The 20,741-nt window shown below is 70.7% G+C and carries 14 protein-coding genes; 7 read left to right on the forward strand and 7 right to left on the reverse strand.

Annotated features, from left to right (window positions below; all coding sequences use genetic code 11):
- Positions 1-52 precede the first annotated feature (52 nt).
- Together BMH31_RS09710 and BMH31_RS09715 are read left to right on the forward strand one after the other, a co-directional pair.
- Positions 53-1,207, forward strand: coding sequence for a hypothetical protein (locus BMH31_RS09710; RefSeq protein WP_099722792.1), 1,155 nt, complete (start codon positions 53-55; stop codon positions 1,205-1,207).
- A gap of 46 nt (positions 1,208-1,253) precedes the next feature.
- Entirely contained in the window at positions 1,254-2,543 is a 1,290-nt protein-coding gene (locus tag BMH31_RS09715; RefSeq protein WP_099722793.1) for a nucleotide sugar dehydrogenase, read from the forward strand.
- An 85-nt stretch (positions 2,544-2,628) separates the two neighbouring features.
- On the opposite strand, the gene BMH31_RS09720 is transcribed toward BMH31_RS09715, so the two are convergent.
- From BMH31_RS09720 to BMH31_RS09730, 3 genes are all read right to left on the reverse strand, one after another.
- On the reverse strand, positions 2,629-5,772 hold the full coding sequence (locus tag BMH31_RS09720; protein WP_143469841.1) for a cell wall-binding repeat-containing protein: 3,144 nt from the start codon (positions 5,770-5,772) through the stop codon (positions 2,629-2,631).
- A gap of 144 nt (positions 5,773-5,916) precedes the next feature.
- On the reverse strand, positions 5,917-6,915 hold the full coding sequence (locus BMH31_RS09725; protein WP_099724172.1) for a glycosyltransferase family 2 protein: 999 nt from the start codon (positions 6,913-6,915) through the stop codon (positions 5,917-5,919).
- Positions 6,912-8,729, reverse strand: a complete 1,818-nt coding sequence (locus BMH31_RS09730; RefSeq protein ID WP_099724171.1) for a class I SAM-dependent methyltransferase — start codon at positions 8,727-8,729, stop codon at positions 6,912-6,914. The genes BMH31_RS09725 and BMH31_RS09730 overlap by 4 nt, the downstream gene beginning before the upstream one ends.
- Before the next feature lie 133 nt (positions 8,730-8,862).
- On the opposite strand from BMH31_RS09730, the gene glf reads away from it, so the two are divergent.
- The 4 genes from glf (at position 8,863) to BMH31_RS09750 (ending at position 13,246) form a co-directional block, all read left to right on the forward strand.
- On the forward strand, positions 8,863-10,005 hold the full coding sequence (gene glf / locus BMH31_RS09735) for a UDP-galactopyranose mutase (protein ID WP_099724189.1): 1,143 nt from the start codon (positions 8,863-8,865) through the stop codon (positions 10,003-10,005).
- Between the two features lie 213 nt (positions 10,006-10,218).
- The gene (gene hisC, locus BMH31_RS09740; protein WP_099724170.1) at positions 10,219-11,337 is read left to right on the forward strand and encodes a histidinol-phosphate transaminase; all 1,119 of its coding nucleotides are present in this window, start codon (positions 10,219-10,221) and stop codon (positions 11,335-11,337) included.
- Positions 11,334-12,770: an amino acid permease gene (locus BMH31_RS09745; protein WP_099724169.1), complete on the forward strand. Its 1,437-nt coding sequence runs from the start codon at positions 11,334-11,336 to the stop codon at positions 12,768-12,770. The genes hisC and BMH31_RS09745 overlap by 4 nt, the downstream gene beginning before the upstream one ends.
- 2 nt (positions 12,771-12,772) lie before the next feature.
- A complete protein-coding gene (locus tag BMH31_RS09750; protein WP_099724168.1) occupies positions 12,773-13,246 on the forward strand; it encodes an Lrp/AsnC family transcriptional regulator in 474 nt (157 codons plus the stop codon).
- Between the two features lie 14 nt (positions 13,247-13,260).
- On the opposite strand, the gene BMH31_RS09755 is transcribed toward BMH31_RS09750, so the two are convergent.
- From BMH31_RS09755 to BMH31_RS09770, 4 genes are all read right to left on the reverse strand, one after another.
- Positions 13,261-15,171: a glycosyltransferase gene (locus BMH31_RS09755; RefSeq protein ID WP_099724167.1), complete on the reverse strand. Its 1,911-nt coding sequence runs from the start codon at positions 15,169-15,171 to the stop codon at positions 13,261-13,263.
- A gap of 78 nt (positions 15,172-15,249) precedes the next feature.
- Positions 15,250-17,481, reverse strand: a complete 2,232-nt coding sequence (locus BMH31_RS09760; protein ID WP_158234932.1) for an acyltransferase family protein — start codon at positions 17,479-17,481, stop codon at positions 15,250-15,252.
- Positions 17,482-17,540: 59 nt separating this feature from the next.
- Positions 17,541-17,906: a hypothetical protein gene (locus BMH31_RS09765; protein WP_241898227.1), complete on the reverse strand. Its 366-nt coding sequence runs from the start codon at positions 17,904-17,906 to the stop codon at positions 17,541-17,543.
- A 5-nt stretch (positions 17,907-17,911) separates the two neighbouring features.
- The gene (locus BMH31_RS09770; RefSeq protein ID WP_099724164.1) at positions 17,912-19,309 is read right to left on the reverse strand and encodes an O-antigen ligase family protein; all 1,398 of its coding nucleotides are present in this window, start codon (positions 19,307-19,309) and stop codon (positions 17,912-17,914) included.
- Between the two features lie 57 nt (positions 19,310-19,366).
- Here BMH31_RS09770 and manA point away from each other — a divergent pair, with 57 nt between their 5' ends.
- Positions 19,367-20,686, forward strand: coding sequence for a mannose-6-phosphate isomerase, class I (manA, locus tag BMH31_RS09775; protein WP_199068132.1), 1,320 nt, complete (start codon positions 19,367-19,369; stop codon positions 20,684-20,686).
- Positions 20,687-20,741 lie beyond the last annotated feature (55 nt).

A 20,741-nucleotide genomic window follows, 5' to 3' on the forward strand; every position in this document is an offset into this window, starting at 1 on the left:
CGGTGTGCGGCCGCCGACCGTTCCCGTGTGCGGTCCACGGTACACTCGCGGCGTGACGAGCACCGCGAAACAGATCCTCTGCATCTCGCTGACCCCGATCGAGCGCGATGCTCGAGTCCTGCGCCAGATCGGGCTCCTCGCCGAACTCGGCGAGGTGACCACCATCGGCTTCGGCGATGCGCCGGCTGGCGCAACCCGGCATATCCGGGTACCGGACGGTCTGTCGACGCTGCCGCAGACGGTCAGCGGCGTCGCGAAGCTCGCAGCGCGCGCACACCGGGCCGCCGAGTGCTCGGCCCCCGCCGCGCGATACGTGCTCGACCAAGCCGTCCCCGGCCCCTGGGACCTCGTCGTCGCGAACGACGCGCGCGTGCTCGACCTCGCGTTCCGCCTGGCCGGCGACGCCCCCGTGTGGGCCGACCTGCACGAGTGGGCGCCCGAGGAACGGACGCACATCCTGTCCTGGCGTCTGCTCGTCGCGCCGCTCATGGTGCATCTCTGCGAGACGTACCTGCCTCGAGCCGCGCTCGTCACGACGGTGTCGAACGGGATCGTCGAGCTCTACCGCGAGCGCTTCGGCGTCGACGCCCGACTCATGACGAACGCCGGCCCGTTCCGCGATATCCCCGTGCGAGCCGGGGACGCGGCGGACGAGACGATCCGATGCGTGCACAGCGGCGCGGCGATCCACGGCCGCGGGCTGGAGACCATGGTCGAGGCCTTCACGCAGCTGCCCGAGCGGTTCACCCTCGACCTCTACCTGGTGGCGGCCGGCGACGGCGGTGCGCACCTGCGCGAGCTGCAGCGGATCGCCGGAGGCAGCGAACGGATCCGCTTCCGGGATCCCGTCGCGCCGGCGGAGCTGCCGTCGACCCTTTCGGCGTTCGACCTCGGCGTGTTCTGGATCCCGCCGACGCACACCAATGCCCGCCTGACCCTCCCGAACAAGTTCTTCGACTACGTCCAGGCGAGGATCGGCATGGCGATCGGGCCGAGCGAGGAGATGGTGCGAGAGCTGGAACGGTACGGGCTCGGTGTGGTCAGCGAATCCTTCGAACTCGCAGACCTCGTGCGCTCGGTCGCGTCGCTGTCCCGTGCGCAGATCGACGCGTGGAAGCTCGCAGCCGATCGCGCAGCCCACGATCTGAGCTTCGAATCGCAGAGCGCCGGGATCCGGCAGCGGCTCGAAGAACTGCTCGCCGTCTGAGAACGGACCCGTCGATTCCGGCCGGGCGCCGGTAGACTCTTCACTCGTGAAGATCGCAGTAGTCGCAACCGGCAAGATCGGCCTCCCGCTCGCCACGCAGTACGCCTCCATGGGGCACGACGTGGTCGGCGTCGACGTCAACCAGGCGCTCGTCGAGTGCATCAACCGCGGCGAGGAGCCGTTCCCCGGCGAAGCCGGCCTCGCCGAGAAGCTCGCCGAGCTCGTGCCCGCGGGCAAGCTCCGCGCCACGACCGACTACGCAGACGCCATTCCCGGCGCCGACGCCGTCGTGCTCGTGGTGCCGCTGCTCGTCGACGAGGAGACCTGGCAGCCCGATTTCAAGTGGATGGACGCCGCGACGCAGTCGCTGGCGGAGCACCTGACGCCGGGCACCCTCATCTCGTACGAGACCACGCTGCCCGTCGGCACCACCCGCACCCGGTGGAAGCCGCTCATCGAGCAGGTCTCCGGTCTGCGCGAGGGCACCGACTTCCACCTCGTGTTCTCGCCGGAGCGCGTGCTCACCGGCCGCGTGTACGCCGACCTCAAGAAGTACCCGAAGCTCGTCGGCGGTCTCAACGAGGCCGGTACGCAGAAGGCCATCGAGTTCTACGAGGCCGTGCTGACCTTCGACGAGCGCACCGACCTCCGCCGCCCGAACGGCGTCTGGGACATGGGCACGGCCGAGGCCGCCGAGATGGCGAAGCTCGCCGAGACCACCTACCGCGACGTGAACATCGGTCTCGCGAACCAGTTCGCGCGCTTCGCCGACACCGCGGGCATCGACGTCTACAAGGTCATCGAGGCCTGCAACTCGCAGCCGTTCAGCCACATCCACCGCCCCGGCATCGCCGTCGGCGGCCACTGCATCCCCGTCTACCCGCGCCTCTACCTGTCGACGGATCCCGACGCCGACATCGTGCGCACCGCCCGCAACTACAACGCGACGATGCCCGCGTACGTGGTGGATCGCGTGCAGCAGACCATCGGCGACCTGTCGGGTCAGCGCGTCGTCGTGCTCGGCGCGGCGTACCGCGGCGGGGTCAAGGAGACCGCGGTCTCGGGCGTCTTCCCGACCGTCGAGGAGCTCACCGCGCGCGGCGCGATCGTGACCGTGCACGACCCGCTGTTCTCGGACGAGGAGCTCGCGGGCTACGGCTTCACCGCCCACTCGATCGGCGACCCGGTCGACGTCGCGATCCTGCAGGCCGACCACGCCGACTACCTGGCGCTCGGCCCCGCGGACTTCCCCGGTATCAAGCTCTTCGCCGACGGTCGCAACGCCACCGACGCCGCGAAGTGGACGGGCGTCCCGCGCATCGTCATCGGCGCGTGAGCTTCCCCGCCGGTGCGGCTGCGCCGGCGGGAGACGGGCGGGGCCCGGGATCCTTCCGGATCCCGGGCCCCGCCCGTCTCCCGAGCTATCCGAGGTCGGCGATGGTCTGCTCGAGACGGGGTTCGAGTACGCCGACCCCGCCGACCAGGGTGACTCGCTGCGAGCCCCTGCCGCTTCGCAGCGAGCTCGTGGTCGGCGAGGTCAGCAGCGCGGGGCGGGCGAGGAGCAGGGGCGAGCCGGTGCGACCGGCGACCACGCCGGCCGCGAGCCCGTCGGGGAAGTCCAGGCCCGGGGCGAGGTAGGCGCGCGTCGTCCTGCCGAAGTAGGTCGTGCCGATTTGCTTCGCCGTGTCGAAGCGGTCGGATCCGATGATGGTGCGCTGCGGCGCAAGACCGGCTGCGCGAACCGCCGACGCCGCAGGGCCGCCGAGCGCATCGATGGAACGCGCTGCGAGGAACGATCTCGCGGTGCGTGCCGCGGGGGTATCGTCGTAGAGCACGATCGCACGCTTCTTCGTGATCGCGGCCGGTACTGCGGCGATCGCGTCCGCGAAGTCCCGTCCGGTCGCCGCGAACGCGTCGCGCGGCGTTCCGCCGAGCGCAGCCTCGAGCCGCTTCGCGACCGCGACCGACGTCTCGTAGCGATTGGCGCCCTGGGGGCGGTGTGGATCGAGTGCGGCACCGCTCGGCAGCTGCGCGGCGATCGACTCGGGTATCGCCCCGGTGCCGCCCACCGGAATCACCTCGGTCGCGCCGAGCCGAGCGATCTCCGCCACGGTACCGGGGGTGAGCCGGCCGCCGGGCTGGGCGAGCAGAATGGGGGCGTCCAGCGCCGCGGCGAGCGGGCCGGCGGAGAGCGCATCGGCGAAGTCGTCGCCGCGGGCGAGCACCACCGTGTCCGCGTGCGCGTAGCTCTGCCGCGAGACCGCGACGGCGGTCGCGTAGCGGTCGGCGCCCGAGACGCGGGAGGGGACCCGCGGTGTTCCCTGCTCCGCGACGCCGACGACTCCGTTCGCGCCGGCGCCGACGTAGGCGACGCGCTGCGCGGTAGGCGGGGCGTCGGGGAGCGAGATGAACGACGGAACGATGCTCGCGCCGAAGTCGCGAATGTTGGTGAGCGTCGCGCCGGAGCGGGAGACGCCGATCTGCTGGATCGTCGACGAGAGGTACATCGCGAGGTAGCCCTGCGAGCCCTTCATCGATCGGATCGGCCCGCCCACCTGCTGCTGCCAGAGCACCGCACCCGTATCCGGGTCCAAGCCGAAGAGCCAGCCGCGCGCACCGGTCGCCGGGTCCGCCGCCACGACCAGCTGACGGCCGGATTCGTCGTCGACGAGGTGGATGCCGTTGACCTTCGCGACCTGCACCGGGAGGGTCGTGCTCCACACCGCCGTCCCGGTGCCCGGGCTGCCGTCGGCTCGCCAGCGGAGGACTCGCGCGCGTTCGCCCGGCAGCGCGGGCTGCGCTTCGCCGATCGTCGAGGTGCCGAGGACGAGATCGGTGCCGACCGGTTCGATGACCGAGACCTGGTGGCGTCCGACCGGCGCCGTGAACACCTGCGGGACCGAGTCCGGCGCCGGAGAGACGAGGCTCAGGCCGCCACCGTATTTCCCGTAGGCGGGACCCGTCGCGACGGCGAGCTTGTCGAGGCCGGGACTGTAGGCGATGGCGGCGGGACGCATCTGCCCGTTCCCGAGCGCCGCTACCTTGCGCACGGTGAGCGAGGAATCGAGTTCGTAGACCGATGCGGACGGGTAGAGCGCCGAATACAGCTTGTCGCCGACGACGATCTGCGCTTTGGGCTCACCGGGGACCCTGACGCGCTGGACCGCGGGATCGCCGTGCACCTGGTAGCGCCAGTGGCCGCCGACGAGCACGCGCTTGCCGAACGCGACGACACCCTGCGGGATCGTGTCGCGCAGTTCCTGGTCGACGGGGATCAGGTCACGGCGGGGGAGCAGGGATTCCGTGGAGGGGTCGAAGGTCCAGGCCTCGCTCGTGCCCGTCACCCCACGGATCTTGCCGTCGATCACCTGGAGGGATCGAGTCTCGCTGCCGGGCTCGGGAGCGCCGTGCGCGACCGGGACCGAGGTCGGATCCGAGAGATCCAGCGAATAGAGCCTCGCTTCGGGCCGGACCACGAACCAGGCCTGCGTGTTCGCCGGGTCGATGGCGATCTGATCCACCGTATTGCCGTCGAGCGGAAGCACGGGGCGGGGCGGGGGCGGTGAGGCGCTGCCCGGGGGCGAACCCGCGAATACGGAGGCGCCGGCTTCCGAACCGATGAGGACGGTCGGCGCGGATCCGTCGGCAGGATTCGTGGCGGTCATCGAGTAGGCGATGGAGCGTCCGCTGAGCGCCTGCGTGGCCTCGGACCAACTGCTCAGCTGCTGCGAGGCCCGGTCGAGTCGCCAGACCGCCGCGGGGTTGCCGAGCCCGATGGTGAGACCCGCGGCGTCGGTGGCGAGGGAACGGACGTAGCGGAAGGACTTCCAATTCGTCGCGGGCGTGTAGTCGATCGCGGTGCCCGTCTGGAGGTCGACGCGGAACAGCCTGCCCCCGGCGGCGTCGTAGGTGCCCGCCCAGAACCACCGGCCGTTGCCGGGCGCCGCCAGCACGGTGTCCTCGACGATGCTCATCACGATCGACGACCTCGGGAGATTCACGGAAGCGGTGAACGCGGAGGTCCGCGTGTCGTATCCGAGCAACCGGGTCGAGGTCTGACCCGCCGGCGCATTGGTGCCGACCGCGAGCATGCTGCCGCTGAGCGCCAGGTCCCACGAACCCGTTCCGAAGGGCAGGTCCCGCGCGACCGTGGCCGACTTGGCGGAGGGGGCGGCGATGTAGAGGCGGGCGGGCGAAGCCGAGCGGGTCGCGACGTAGCTGCGACCCGAAACGGGGTCGATGATCGCGGCGGTCACGGCGTCGGTCTTGACCGGGACCCCGGGAAGCGCCAGTCGGGCGTCGCCGGCCGCCGGTGCGGAGTCGGCCGGTTCGGTCATGCCCTCGAGCAGGGGATCGCCGGTAGGGGCCTCGCCCTGCGGCTCGCCGGAGTCGGGAGAGGCCGGTGGGCTCTGCTCGGCTGGAGCTTCCTGCGGAGAACGCCCACCGCCATCGACGGCCGCGGCCGGCGTGAGCGCGCCGGCGAGCACGGCGACGGCGGCGAAGAGGGCGCCGATCACGGCGAGGCGTGGGTTCGGGCGCGGTGAACGGAGGCGTGATTCGGCCACAGGGGGACTCCCATCGAACCCGCCGCGGAACCGGTGCCCGCGCTGCGGATTCGCTCCCAGGAGCCTAGGCGACGTTCAGTTGAATGTTCAAATTCGTGGACGCCGTCGAGGGCGGAGTTGCGCCGTCGGTGATTGCGCGGAGCGCTACGCCGAGACGCGCCGGTAGCGAGCGTCGCTCGGGAAACGCGGCTTCGGGTCGAACTTGCGCGCTGCTTTGAGCGCGCGGAACATGCGCTTGCGCACGGGCTTCGGGACGCCGCCCTCGCGCATCTCGCGGAAGAGCCTGCGGTAGTAGAGCAGGTACGAGAGGCGCCCCTCGTTGCGGAGCCGGTAGGAGCCCTGGTTGCGAGCGCCCTTCTCGAACTTCCAGACGTTGCTCTCGTTGACCTCGCGGTAATTGACGCCCGCGTTCACGCCCATGTCGTGCACGACCTCGCTGTCGAGCGAGATGATGCCGGGGCCGTACGCGCGGGTGAGGCGCTTCGTGTACTCCTTGTCGTCGAACCAGATGAAGTACTCGCCGAGCGGCAGCCCCTGCTCTTCGATCGCCCAGCGGGGCACGAGCACCGAGACGAACGTGCATTCGACGATGAGCAGCGACTTCGCCCCGGCGAGGTAGGCGCGCGGCCAGTCCCAGGTGGTGATGGGGTTGTTCATCTCGCACAGCGAGCCGTCGATGTACTTCACGAGCGAGCATGCGAACGGCACCTCGCGCCCGAGCTTCTGCGAGGCGGTGTCGCGCTGCTCCAGCAGGATCTCGAGCGCGTTCGGATCCGGATAGCAGTCGTCGTCCATGATCCACACGTAGTCGGCCCCGAGGTTGACCCCGTGCGCCATGCCGTGCTCGAAGCCGCCCGCGCCGCCCAGGTTCTCGTCGAGGTGCAGCACTACGAGCTTCGGATCGTCGAGCCCGTCGAGGTACGCCCGCGTACCGTCGGTCGACGCGTTGTTCACGACGACGACCCACTCGCAGTCGTGCGTCTGCGCGCGCACCGTCTCGAGCGTTTTCGGAAGTTTCCCCAGGCGATTGAAGGTGACGATGACCGCCGCGACGCGGGCCCGTTCGCCCTCCGCGGAGAGCGGAGCCCCGGCGACGGGGATCGGGTGGGTGCCCGGGTGGAATTCGGACTCGGACTCGCTCATTCTCCTGCTTTCGGCTCGTGGCCGCTGTCGACGGCCGGAACCGATTGTGCACTGCTCACCTGAGCATCGCCAGGGGTGAGGCGCTGTTCCGCGAGATCGAGGAGCTCGGCGACGCGGAGGCTGTCGCGTCGGTACTCGTCGAGTTCGCTCTCGAGCTCGCGCACGCGGGCCGTGAGCGCTTCCAGTTCGGCGCGGGTTCCGCTGGGTCGGGCGCGCATGGCGAGCCGCTTGAGTCGTTGCTTCATGGATGTCTCCTTGCGGGGAAGCGGTGCGGTCGTGAGCGTGAACCGGACGCCGTAGGGGCGGCGGCCCTGCTCTTCGGGTGCCGCGGCGATGGGCTCGATCTCGACACCCAGACCAAAGGCTTTTGCCTCCCGGGCGAGGTCGAACGTGCTGAGATGCCACGTGGTCGGATCACCGAACGAGACGTCGGGAGCGTGCTCACCCGAGGCGGTGGCGAGCGCGGTGCCTCCCGAGCGGAGCGCCATGCGGATCAGACGGAGTGCGTTCGCCCGTGCCAGGTGGCCGAGCTGCTCGAGCAGGTGGTTCGCGACGATGTCGACGGGCCCGCCCAGCTCGAGCCGGCGGAACACGTCCAGCGCGAGCGTCCGGTAGAGGTTCAGGTGCGCGACCTCGAAGCCGGCGCCGCCGTCGACGCGAGCACGGGCGGCAGCGAGCGCCGCCGTCGAGTAGTCGGTCGCGACGACGCGTCGGCGGCGGCCATCGTCTGCAGCGTCGGCGAGGCGTGCGCTGAGGGCGCCGGATCCGGTGCCGAGTTCCAGGACGGCCGGCGCGGAGAGCTGCTCGCGCCGGTCGAGGATCCACTGGGCGCCCGAGTTCCATCGGGCGTCGGGCTCGGGCGCGCGGGTGTCGCTGTAGAACTCGTTCCAGAAGTCGCGTTTGAAGTGGTACGACCCGAACCAGCTCTGAAACCGGCGGGAGGTGCTGCGCGGGGTGCCGAGGTGGTAGCCGGGGATCGGGGTGCGCCAGTTCTCGTCGTAGTTGATGACGAGCCAGGCCTCGGGGTCGGCGGGGGCCGGGAACTCCCGTCCCGCGATCGTGACGGTGCCGAACGGCAGCATCTGGTCCTCACGCATCGGCCCGCGGACGTGGAACGGCTGGTTGATGTTGCCGTCGTCGGTGAAGAACGCGGTGAACACATCGACGTAGTGGTCGACGGAGCCGGTCGCGCTGCGGAAGTACAGCTGCATGTGCGTGGCGCTGTGCCGAACGAGCTCGTAGCCGAGGCGCTGCAGTCGGTGGCCGACCTCGAATCCTTCGCGAGCCACGTCGGCGGGATTCGTGAACGCCGAGAGGTAGGCGACGTCGGCGTCGTCGTCGTGCGGGAGCAACGCGCCCTCGCGGATCCCCCCGAGCAGGGTGCCGCCGACGACGAACGGACGCAGCCCCATGTCGACGAGGTGCGCGACGACCTCCTCGGTGCGGTCGAGGATGCGTTCCTGGACGCCGGCGTTGCCAGCCTCGAGGGTCTTGCCGAGCCGGCCCCACTTGTTGATCGCGAGGGGGATTCCCTCGGCGTCGACGACCCGCGTCTCGTGCGGCTCCTCGGTGAATGCGACCGCCGCCCTGCCGAGTTCCGCGCCGTCGCCCGAACGGCGGAGCACGACCTCGGTCGAACCGGTGAGGTGGGGCTGCAGCACGGGCGGCCAGGGGAGCGCCTGCGTGGGTGCCTCTTCCCGGTCCCTGAGGTCGATCGACCAGACGCGCTGGTCGCCGAAGCAGATGTCGACGGAGCGCACGTCGTCCGTGAGATCGGGGAGGGTCAGTCCGCGAGGCGTCGCTGTGAAGGGCATGTTCTCGTGAGCAGTCGTTTCCGCGCCGTTCGGCCGGCGCTCCCGAAGAGTTTACGCGTTCTCGGGCGCTCCGCAGCGGTGGGGGCCGGTATGCCGCGGGAAACCGCCGGTCCGCGCCGGTATGCTGGGCGGCATGGATCTCCTGGTAGTCGGTTCCGGTTTCTTCGGCCTCACCATCGCGGAACGCGCCGCGAACGAACTCGGGAAGAAGGTCGTCGTCATCGACCGGCGTTCCCACATCGGCGGCAACGCCTACTCGGAGGCGGAGCCCGAGACGGGCATCGAGGTGCACCGGTACGGCGCGCACCTCTTCCACACCTCCAACGAGACGGTGTGGGAGTACGTGAACCGCTTCACGACCTTCACGAACTACGTGCACAAGGTCTATTCGAACTACCAGGGTGAGGTGTACCCCCTCCCCATCAACCTCGGCACCATCAACCAGTTCTTCCGCTCGGCCTACGGCCCGGGCGAGGCGCGCGAGGTCATCGCCGAGCAGGCCGGGGAGTTCGATACCAAGAGTGCGAAGAACCTGGAGGAGAAGGGCATCTCGCTCATCGGACGTCCGCTCTACGAGGCGTTCATCCGCGATTACACCGCGAAGCAGTGGCAGACACCCACCACCGAGCTGCCCGCCGAGGTGATCAGCCGCCTCCCGGTGCGGTACACCTACGACAACCGCTACTTCAACGACACCCACGAGGGTCTGCCGACCGACGGCTACACCGCGTGGCTCGAGCGCATGGCCGACCACCCCAACATCGAGGTGCGGCTGGACACCGACTTCTTCGACGAGTCCCAGCCGCTCAACAAGAAGGCCATGGTCGGCACGGTGCCCATCGTCTACACGGGCCCCGTCGACCGCTACTTCGACTACGCCGAGGGCGAGCTCGGCTGGCGCACGCTCGACTTCGAGCAGGAGGTGCTCGAGGTGGGCGACTTCCAGGGCACCAGCGTCATGAACTACGCCGGATCCGACGTGCCCTACACGCGCATCCACGAGTTCCGCCACTTCCACCCGGAGCGCGACTACCCGACCGACAAGACCGTCATCATGCGGGAGTACTCGCGCTTCGCGAACCGCGACGACGAGCCCTACTACCCGGTGAACACGCCCGCCGACCGCGAGCGCCTGCTCAAGTACCGCGAGCTCGCCGAGCAGCAGGACGGCGTGGTCTTCGGCGGGCGCCTCGGCACCTACCAGTACCTCGACATGCACATGGCCATCGGATCGGCGCTGTCGGTGTTCAGCAACAAGGTCGCCGGGATGCTCTGATCCCGAGCACCGCAGCGATGCGAGCGCCCGCAACCGACCGGTTGCGGGCGCTCGCGCGTTTCAGCTGATCATCCTGCCCAGCCGAAGGTGGCTCCCGGGCGCAGGGTTGGACGCGTTGACCAGCGATCCGTGAACCATTTGTCCAGCAGTGCATCGGCTCAGTACAGTTGCGGAACTGTCGAAGACGACACCTCACGCAAGGACGCACAGACGATGACTCTTCCCACCCGATCCGACCTCGACGCGGTCCCCGCCTACCGGCAGGGCCGACCGGCCCCGGCCGGCGCATCGAAGCTCTCCTCGAACGAATCCCCGCATCCGCCGCTGCCCTCGGTCGTCGCGGCCGTGCAGCAGCAGCTCGATTCCATCCACCGCTACCCGCGCATGAGCGCCCCCGAGGTGATCGGCCGGCTCGCCGAACGGTACGGGGTGGATCCGGCGCTCGTGACGGTCGGCGCCGGATCGGTCGAGCTCGCCGCCCAGCTCATCGGAGCGGTTGCGGGCGCGGGCGACGAGGTGATGTTCGCGTGGCGCTCGTTCGAGGCCTACCCCTCGCTCGTCCGGATCGCCGGGGCGACCCCCGTCGAGGTGCCGCTCGACGCCGACCTCCGGCACGACCTCGACGCCATGCTCGCCGCGATCACGCCGCGCACCCGGCTCGTCTTCGTCTGCAACCCGAACAACCCGACCGGCACCGTCGTCGGAGCCGCGGAGCTCGAGCGCTTCGTCGACGCCGTGCCCCGCGACGTACTCGTCGTGATCGACGAGGCCTACGTGCACTTCGACCGCTCCGAGTACTTCGACGGGCCCGGCCGCGGCGCCGGTCTCGAACTGCACCGGCGCTACCCGCACGTCGCCGTGCTGCACACCTTCTCGAAGGCGTACGGGCTCGCGGGCCTGCGCATCGGGTACGCCATCGCCCCGGCCGAGATCGCCGACGCGCAGCGCAAGGTCGCGGTGCCGTTCGGCGTGACCGATCTGGCGCAGGCCGCCGCCGTCGCCTCGCTCGGCGCCGAGGCGGAGCTCGCGATCCGAATCGACGAGGTCGTCGCCGAGCGCGAGCGCATGCGCAACGCCCTGCTCGCTGCGGGCTGGCCCGCAGTGGCGTCGGAGGCCAACTTCGTGTGGGTGCCCGCCGGCGACCGCACCGCGCAGCTCGACGAGCTGCTGCACGCCGGCGGAGTCGTCGCCCGCGCGTTCGCGGGCGAGGGCGTGCGGATCTCGTCGGGGAACGCCGAGGACGCCGACCGCGTCGCCGCGGCGCTCGCCGCCGCTGTCGGAGGACCGGCCTCCACCCGGGCCGCCGCCGAGGCCGAGGGGGTGCTCGCATGACCGAGGTGCCCACCATCACGACGACGACGAAGGGCCTCCAGCCAGGCCTCACGCGACGGCAGATCTCGATGATGGGTCTCGGCGGCGCCATCGGAGCCGGCCTCTTCGTCGGCTCCGGTCAGGCGATCGGCATCGCCGGTCCCGCCGTCATCGTCTCCTACCTCGTCGCCGGCACCCTCGTCGTGCTCGTCATGGCGATGCTCGCCGAGATGGTCGCGGCCAATCCGAGCTCCGGCGCGTTCAGCTCCTACGCGCAGAAGGCGATGGGGCGCAGCGTCGGCAGTGCGGTCGGCTGGCTGTACTGGATCCAGCTCGTCGTCGTGATCGCGGCCGAGGCGACGGGTGCCGCGGGCATCGTCGCACACCGCTTCCCCGGACTGCCCGACTGGGTCTGGGTGCTGATCTTCGTCGTCGCCCTCACCGCGGTGAACCTGCTCGGCGTTCGCAACTACGGGCGCTTCGAATTCTGGTTCGCCACGATCAAGGTGGCCGCGATCATCGCGTTCCTCGTCGTCGGCGTGCTCGCCATCGTCGGACTGATCCCCGGTTCCCCGGCCGCGGGCGTGAGCAACCTCGTCGACCACGGCGGATTCGCGCCGACCGGGATCACCGGCATCGCGGGCGCCCTGCTGATCGTCGTCTTCGCCTTCGGCGGCACCGAGGTCGTCGCGATCGCGGCGGCCGAGTCCGACGACCCCGCCCGCAACATCCGCCGGATCGTGCGCGAGGTCATGGTCCGCATCCTGGTGTTCTACGTGGGTTCGATCTTCGTGATCGTCGCGGTGCTGCCCTGGAACGACGCGTCGGTGCTCGCTGGACCCTTCTCGGCTGTGCTCGATACGCTCCGGATCCCGGGCGTCGGCCTCGTGATGGACCTCATCGTCATCGTCGCGCTGCTGTCGGCGATGAACGCGAACATCTACGGCGCCTCGCGCATGATCTTCTCGCTCAGCGAGCGCGGGCTCGCTCCGTTCGTCCTCATGCGCACGAGCGAGCGCGGGGTGCCGCGCTTCGCGGTGCTCGCCTCGGTCGCGTTCGGCTTCGTCACCGTGATCCTCAACTGGATCTGGCCGGAGCAGGTGCTGCCCGCGCTGCTCAACGTGGTCGGATCCACGCTGCTCGTGATGTGGGCGGCGACCGCGCTGGCGCAGCTGATCCTGCGCCACCGAGCGGATGCCGCGGGCGAGGAGCTGCCGATGCGGATGTGGGGCTTCCCCTGGCTCTCGGGCGCCGCGCTCGTGCTGCTCGCCGGTATCATCGTGCTCGCGATGTTCAACGAGGGGGCGCGGACGCAGCTGCTGCTGACGCTGGGCCTCACCCTGGCCCTGCTGCTCGTCGCGCGGCTCACCCGAGGCCTGTCCCGGCCCGGCGTGATCCGGGGCGAAGCGGGCAGGATCGGGGCCGAGCCGAGGACGCCGACGACGAAGGAGTGACGATGCGGATCGACGAGCTCGATGCGGCCCTGATCCGGTTGCTGACCGACTCGCCGCAGCTTCCCGTGCTGGAGTGCGCGCGGCGGCTCGGCGTTGCCCGGGGCACCGTGATCAGCCGGCTGGCGCGGCTGCACGAGCGCGGCGTGATCGAGGGCATCGTGCCGAGGATCGATCCGCGCGGGCTGGGCTATGCGCTGACCGCGTTCTGCCAGGTCGAGATCGATCAGAAGGTCGGGCACGACAAGGTCGCGGCGGCGCTCGCCCGGGCGATCCCCGAGATCGTCGACATGTACACGGTCACCGGCATCGCCGACATGCAGCTGCGCGTGGTCGCGCACGACGCGGATCAGCTGCAGAGCGTGCTGGACCGGATCGCGCTCGTGCCCGGCGTCGCGCGCACGGCGTCGTCGATCGCGATGCGCACGCACTTCTCGAGCCGCGTGCTCCCGCTCGTGGAGCACGCGGCGGGGGAGTGAGGCGCGCTGCGCCGCTAGCGCCCCTCGAAGGTCTTGCGCCACTCCTCGACCGAGACGAGCTCGGGCAGCGCGGCACGGTACTCGGCGGCGAGCCGATCCCAGTTGCGCGAGATCTCCCGGGTGAGGGCGCGGCTCTCCTTGAGGAGCCGGCGGAACTTGGCGCGGTCGTGCCGATACCAGGCCTTGCCGGCACCGTCGGCAGTGCCGACGACCACGCTGTGGTGTCCGGGGACCCGCCACCAGTTCGCGTCGCGCTTGGCGTACTCGAGCTCGGGCTCGGGCGCGTTGCGCTCGTCGCCGTTCCGGAGCCAGTGCTTCGGCGTCGCCTTCAGCGTGAAGAGCGCCAGACGGACGCCTGCGGGGGACTGCTGCTCGCCGAGCTGGGGCAGCGCGCGTCCGCCGCGCGCGACCGGGGTCTCGGGATCGCCCGAGCGGTACACGCGGGTCTCGGGGAACTCCGCCGCGACGCTGCGTGCCCGCGGCATCGCCTTACCGATGTCGGCGTGCAGGCCGTTCGGCCCGTCGAGCACCGAGCGCAACGCGTCGACCGCGAGCTGCACGGCGTAGTACTGCATGTTGAGCAGCTTCTTGAGGTCCTGCCGGCCGCTGTTCTGCAGCATGCGACCGCCCTTGGGCTCGTGCGAGTGCAGCAGACCGGCGATGATGCGGTTGCGGGTGTGGAAGAACGCCTGCCAGTCCTGGGTGTCGTCCTTGTCGAGCCACGACACGTGCCAGAGCGCGACACCGGGCAGCGAGACCGTGCGGAACCCGTGCTCTCGGGCGCGCAGGCCGTACTCGGCGTCGTCCCACTTGATGAAGACGGGGAGCGAGAGCCCGACCTCTGCGATCACGCGCTTCGGGATCAGGCACATCCACCAGCCGTTGTAGTCCGAGTCGAGGCGCGCGTGCATCCACGGGGTCTGCCGCAGGTTGCTCGCGCGGAAGTCGTGCCGGCTCTGTTCGGGGAACGAGGGCCCCCACATGAAGGGCCCCGGGCGCACGACCTCGGCCCAGGCGTGCAGCACGGGCTTGTCGAGCAGATCGAACATGTGCCCGCCGACGATGGTCGGTTCGCGGCTGAACCGGCCGAACTGCAGCGCGCGCAGCGCACTCTCGGTCTCGAACTCGACGTCGTCGTCGAGCAGCAGCAGGAAGTCGGAATCGGGGCGGTCGAGCGTCTCGGCCATGGCGCGCGAGAACCCGCCCGACCCGCCGAGGTTGCCCTGTTCGATCACGGCGAGCTTCTCGCCGAGCCGGCGCGCGACCGCGTCGAAGCCGGCCTCGTCGCGCACCTTGCGCGTGCCCTGGTCGACGAGGAAGATGCGGTCGATCGCGTCGACGAGCGCCGGGTTGCCCGCGATGTTCTCGAGCGTCGCCACGCAGTAGTCCGGCTTGTTGTACGTGGTCATGCCGAGGCTCAGACGGCCGGTCGACGTGGGCTCCGCGTCGGTGCTCCAATCGCCGCCGGCGAGCGTCACATCGGACTCTCCGGCGATCAGGTCGAACCAGTACCAGCCGCCGTCGCCGAAGTTGTTGAGCGGCAGTTCGAAACGCAGTTCGACGTCGGAGCCGGTGCCGGAGAACTCACGGGAGTCGACCCGCTGCTGCGCACCGCCCGCATTGGTCCGGTAGACGATCGCGGTCCCGGCGCCTCGCACGCGCAGCGTGAGCGCGACGGAGTCGACCACGGTCCACCGCTGCCAGTAGGCGGCGGGGAACGCGTTGAAGTAGGTGCCGTACGAGACGCGCTGCCCGCTGCGCACGCGTACGCTGTCGCGCGACAGCACGTCGTCGATGTGCGCGACCGAGCTCAACCGAACCGGTTCCCCGCCGATCGAGGACCAGGTCTCCGGGTCCGTATAGAGCGGGAGGACGTCGGGGTCCCGGTTCTCGGGGAAGACGATGTGCTGCAGGGTGGTGGGCATCGGGGGAGTACGCGACCTTTCGGGTTCGTCCAGCGACGCGGACGGGCCGCGACGATACGGCATCGTACCGTGCCGAGATTACCGTTCGGGTTTCGGCGGTCGCACCGGGCTCCGCAGCGCTCGGGCGAGCTCCTGGCCGAGCGGTCCCGCGAGCGATTTCGCGTAGCTGCGCGACAGGTGGTCGCGGTCGTAGAACACCGGCACCCCGCCGATCACGCCGCTGCAGACGGGCGCGCCGGAGCCGCGCGACGGCGCGCAGAATCGTGGGGTCAGATCGAGCACGCGCACGTTCGGGAGACGCAGGCTCGCGGCGGCCTCCGCGAGCGGATCCGGCCGCAGCGCTTCCGGCTTCGGTGCCAGGCACCCTCCGGCGCGCTCGCCGTTCGCGATGGCGCAGTCGATACCGAGCCGGGGGCCGTCGTTCGGGATGTCGCGGATCACCGCGATCCGTGTGCCCGCGCGGGCGAGCTCGTCGAACAGCGGGCGGATGCCGTCGGCGTACTGCTGCGACTGCGACCGCCCCGTGCCGTCGTCGATCTCCTCCGCACTGCCCCAGAGCGAGACGAGGAGGAGCGCGGGCGGTGCGGCGAGCAGGCGCTCGCGGACGTCCGTGTTCCACGCCGCGCAGGACGCGGCCTTCTTCGTCGCCGCGCCCTTGAACGACACGAACGGCGCTTCGACGAAGGGGCAGCCGCCGTGCATCGTGCTGCGCACGGTCCAGCCGTTGCCGCGAGCGAGGTCGTAGACCGCGCCCTTCCAGTGCTCCGCGTGCGAGTCTCCGACGAGCCAGACCTCGTCGGACGCGGGGCGGGGGCCGGGGCCGGTGACCGGGGAGGACGAGCCGGCGCCGCCGAACGAGCACTCGACGAAGCTCGGTTTCCCGTCGGCGATGATCTGCCGGCCTTCGGGCGCGAGCACGCACTCCTCCGGCGCGAACCAGGGCGTGTTCCGTTCACCGCCCGGGGCGACTTTCGCGGGGCCGAAGGGATCCCCGCACCGCTGCCCGGCATCGGGTGCGAGGGCGGCGGCGCCGAAGCAGTCGGACGACGCCAGCTCCCGCTCCTGCTGCGCGGCGCGCTGCTGGACCGCCGAACCCGCCCAGCCGACGCCGAGCACAGCGATCCCGACGACGACGACCGACGCCAGAGAGGCCGATAGGGGGACGCGGGGACGCGCCGCGGTGAACAGTCGGGAGCGGCCCGGATCTTCGACGAAATGCTTGGTCGCCGCCGCGAGAACCACGCTCAACGCGAGGATGCCGACGCGCGCGACCGTGCCGAGCTCATGCTGCAGCACGAACGGCAGGATCACGATCAACGGCCAGTGCCAGAGGTAGAGCGAATAGGAGATGTCGCCGACGTACTGCACGGGGCGCCAGGCCAGCCAGCGCAGCGGCGACCACGCGGGCGCGTCGGATCCGGTCGCGATGAGCAGCGCGGTCGCCGAGACGGGGATGAGGGCCCAGGCGCCGGGGAACGGGGTCTCGGGGGTGAACCGGAACGCGGCGAACGCGAGCGCCGCGAGAGCAGCCCAGTGCGCGACTCCGCGCAGCGCGTCGCCGCCGCGCCGAGCGAGGAAACGCTCGATCCGGGTCCCGACGAACGCGAGCAGGCCGCCGGCGAGGAACTCCCATCCGCGGACGAGCGTGTGGAAATAGGCAACGGAGCTGTCGACGTCCGTGAGCCAGAGGCCGAATCCGAACGAGCCGAGCCCGAGCACGATCGTGGCCGCGAGCAGGGCCGGTCGCACTCCGCGGGCGCCGCGGCGCGCGGCGAGCCAGCCGACGAGCAGGATGACGGCGGGCCAGAGGAGGTAGAACTGCTCCTCGACGGACAGCGACCAGTAGTGCTGCACCGGGGTCGCGGCCTCGCTCTGCGCCGAGTAGTCGACGGAGGTGAGGGCCAGCATCCAGTTCTCGAAGTAGGCGCTCGCCGCGAATACCTCGCGGGCGATGCGCTCCCAGCGCTCGGCAGGCACCCAGACGAGCGATGCGGCGAGCGACGCGACCGCCACGAGCAGCGCGGCCGGCAGGAGCCGCTTCGCGCGGCGCGCGTAGAACTTGGGCAGCGAGATCGTGCCCCGCCGGTCGTGCTCGCGCAGCAGGTGCGAGGTGATCAAGAACCCGGAGATGACGAAGAAGATGTCGACGCCGATGTAGCCCCCGGGCACGTGCCACGGCCACAGGTGGCCCAGCAGCACCAATCCGACGGCGATCGCCCGGAGCGCCTGGATGTCGGTACGGACGGGAGTCGTGGCACGCGCCGAACCGCGGGCGCGCAGCGCGGGTGCGGTTCCTGGCTGGCTGGACATCTGCACCATTCAAGTCGGCGCCGGGCGACCGCGCAATTCGTCGGACCGGCTGCGCCGGATCAGGCCTCGGCGGGCCTACGGTCGAGATCGAGAGCGGCAGTGCACTCCCAGACGGCGAGCGTGAGCTCGGGGCAGAGCCGGGCGACCTCGCGCATCAGTTCGAACTCGACCCGGTCGGCGTTGCGACGGTGGATCGCGGCGTCCGGGCCCGATCCGCGTGAGGCGAGCCGGGTCAGCGCGAATTCGGCCATGCGGCCCTGCTCCTCGAGCAGCTCGTCGCGCACGGCGCGGACGACGAGCACGTCGACGCTGGGCAGCGTCTCGATCGACTCCGCCGGATCCTCGCCCATGCGACCGCGCTGCTCGAGCAGTGCGTCCCGTTCGATCCGCGCGTCCGCCCGGAGCGCCGGCAGGCGTTCCTGCACCGGCATCATCGCGGGGCCCGATCCGGTCGCACCGCGGTCGCACCCGGGGTCTCCCTCGGGATCGGCACGCGCCGCCAGGGCAGCATCGCGGGTTCGGTATCGGGCGAGGGAAGCCTGAAGTCGACACGGGACTTGACCGCGAGGATCACGAGCAGCAGCCAGCCGTTCTCGACGAGGATCCGGCTCTCGGTGAGGGACTGCACGAGCAGGGCGATCATCATCAGGAAGGGCCAGAGCGCGCTGGTCGCGTAGGGCAGCGCGGCACCGGGGCCGCGGCGCGGCTGATCGACGGCGCGGAACCAGGTGCGGAGCAGGGTGAGTACGACGAGCGGTGCGAACACGAGCACGCCGAGCAGGCCGAGCTGGAACCAGACGTCCAGCCAGGCGTTGTGCGCGCTCGGCACGGGCAGCCCGACCTTCGTGTCGAGGCTCGCGAAGGGCTCGATCCAGGTGGGCCAGTAGCTGACCCAGCCCCACCCGACCCAGGGATGCTGCGATCCGTGATCGATGACCTTCTGCCAGATCTCGATGCGACCCGTGAGGTCCGAGCTCTTGCCGAACAGGCCGAAGACCGTGTCGCGGGCGAAGGCGACCGAGAGCACCCCGGCGAGGGCGAGGGCGAGGCCCGTGAGGTAGACGGGCACGCGGCCCTCGGGTCCGCGGCGGCGGGCCCAGAGCGCGAAGGCGAGCGCGGCGGCGACCGCGATGAACGCCACCCACACCGTCGCGCTCCGGGTGAGCACGATGCAGAGGAACGCGAGCACGACCCAGAACCAGCCGGCGACGGGGCGCACGAGACCCGCGCGGAGCTGAATGCCGAAGGCGATGAGGGCGAGCAGCGCGAGGAACCCGAACAGCACCGAGCTGCCGAGCAGTCCCTGGATCGGGCCGCCCGAGAACAGCAGGTCGCGGCTCCACCAGGTGAGCTTCGAGAACTTGCCGTCGGGCCCCGGTTCGATCCACCAGGGCACGACCGGGTGCTGCACGAAGACCGACACCCACAGTTCGAAGAGGATCGAGAGCCCGATCAGCCAGCGGAACGCCGACGCGAGGGTGCGCAGCAGTTCGTGCCAGCTGAGGACGAAGGCCAGAACCACCGCGACGGCGGTGGTCGCGAGCTGCACGGCGACGCCGATCGCCGACCAGGCGGTGTACTGCGACCAGGCGATCGAGACCAGCGCGACGCCCAGGAACCAATAGAGCGGAGCGGGCAGACGGTACCAACGGAAGTCCGCCGGGCGCAGCCGCACGAACAGCACGACGCTGACCACGACGATCACGCCGGCGATTGCGAAATACGCGGGGATTCCGACGAGATTCCGCACCGCGTTGCCGCCGAAGGTGAAGAGGAAGACGGCGATCGCGTGAGCGCTCACCCCGAGCCTGGTCTTCGTCTCTGCCACAGACGGTATGGTAAGCCATGCCCGCTGCCAGGACCCTATTCGTCGGAGGCGACGCACGTGCTGATCTTCATCCGGAACACTCCGCGCAACTACGCGTGGGGCTCCCGCGATGCGCTGCCGGAGCTGCTGGGAACCGCTCCGACGGGTGAGCCGCAGGCCGAGCTCTGGCTCGGCGCGCACCCGGGCAGCCCGGCCTCCGTGGCCAAGGCGACCCCCGTCGCGCACACGCTCATCGATCTGATCGCGAGCGACCCGGACCGCTACGGCGTCGACGGCGACCGCCTCCCGTTCCTGCTCAAGGTGCTCGCCATCGGCGCGCCGCTCTCGCTGCAGGTGCATCCCGACGCGGCGCAGGCCGCGGCCGGGTTCGCCGCCGAGGAGGCCGCGGGGATCCCGCTGGACGCCAGGGAGCGCAACTACGGGGACCCGGGACACAAGCCCGAGCTGCTGGTCGCACTGGGCGAGGTGAGCGCGCTGAGCGGGTTCCGCCCGCTCGCCGCCGCCCGCGACGACTACCGCGCGCTCGCCGCAGCGGCCGGCGGATCCGGAACCGCGGCGGGCCGCGCGCTCGCCGGCCTGGCCGAGCACTGCACGGCGGTCGGCGAGGGGGATCCCGCCGCAGAGAGTGCTCGCCGCCGTTCAGCGTTCCTCGCCTGGGCGTTCAGCGGAGCGCCCGAGGTGGACTCGGCCGGGCAGGCGCTCGCCGATGTCGTGCGGGGCAGCTCCGCGTCGATCGAGGGGATCGATGCCCATCGCCTCGCCGCGCTGCGCGGCCTCGTCGCCGCGCACGCCGGCGACCCGGGAGTGCTGGTCTCGGTGCTGCTCCACCTGGTGCGTCTCGCTCCGGGCGAGGCGATCTATCTCGGTGCCGGCCAGCTGCACGCCTATCTGAACGGGATCGCGGTCGAGGTGATGGCGGCGTCGGACAACGTGCTGCGCGCGGGGCTCACGCAGAAGCACGTCGACATCGCGGAGCTCACCCGCATCGTCGACCTCGGCGAGCTGGACGAGCCGCGGTGCGTCGCGGGGAACCCCGCTCCGGGGGTGCGGTCGTGGGAACCCGACATCCCGGACTTCCGGCTGATGCGGGTGCGGCTGCGCGAACCCGAGGAGCCGGGGCTGCCCGTCGGGGACGCGACGGACCGCGCCGTGATCGAGGCGCCGTTCCCGCTCGTGCTGATCGCGACCGAGGGGCGGGCCCGGGTGGAGCGCCCGGAGGCGGATCTCGCGGAGGTCGCGAACCTGCGCAGGGGGCAGTCCCTGTACGTCTCGGCGGGCGACCCGATCGAGCTGACGGGGACCGGCGAGGTGTTCCTCGCGACGGTCGGGCGCGGCTGGGCGGGACGCGGCGCGAGCGTGTCGCAGACCCTCAAGTAACACTTGAGGGTTTAGACTCTTCGGCTTGACTTCATCGAATTACACCGGTGTAATG

It is taken from the genome of Leucobacter sp. OLIS6 (assembly GCF_002752355.1).
GTDB lineage: Bacteria > Actinomycetota > Actinomycetes > Actinomycetales > Microbacteriaceae > Leucobacter.